Source organism: Sulfitobacter sp. UBA4523 (assembly GCF_002388305.1).
GTDB lineage: Bacteria > Pseudomonadota > Alphaproteobacteria > Rhodobacterales > Rhodobacteraceae > Sulfitobacter > Sulfitobacter pontiacus.
The window spans coordinates 8,408-8,652 of record NZ_DGMH01000016.1 but is presented as its reverse complement, the minus strand read 5'-3'; the positions used below and the strand labels follow the sequence as shown (position 1 = coordinate 8,652).

Sequence of the window (245 nt, the reverse complement as noted above, 5' to 3'; positions counted from 1 at the left end):
GGGCTGGCCCCCGCGTGCAAACAGCCTATCTTGCACCCCATGCAGACCCTGCCCCCCAAGTTCTCCGACTGGTTCGCCACCAAAGGCTGGTCCATCCACCCCCACCAGCAAGACATGCTGGACCGCGCCGAGGTGCCCGCCCTGCTGTTGATCGCGCCGACCGGGGGCGGCAAGACGCTGTCGGGTTTTCTCCCCACGCTGGTCGATCTGGCCGAGGGCGGTCACGAGGGGATGCACACGCTCTA

At 67.3% G+C, this 245-nt stretch carries 1 protein-coding gene; it reads left to right on the top strand.

Annotated elements, in window-relative coordinates:
- Positions 1–39: 39 nt before the first annotated feature.
- Positions 40–245, top strand: a 206-nt coding sequence (locus tag B3849_RS02975; RefSeq protein ID WP_286779802.1) for a hypothetical protein, incomplete at its 3' end; no start/stop codon positions are given.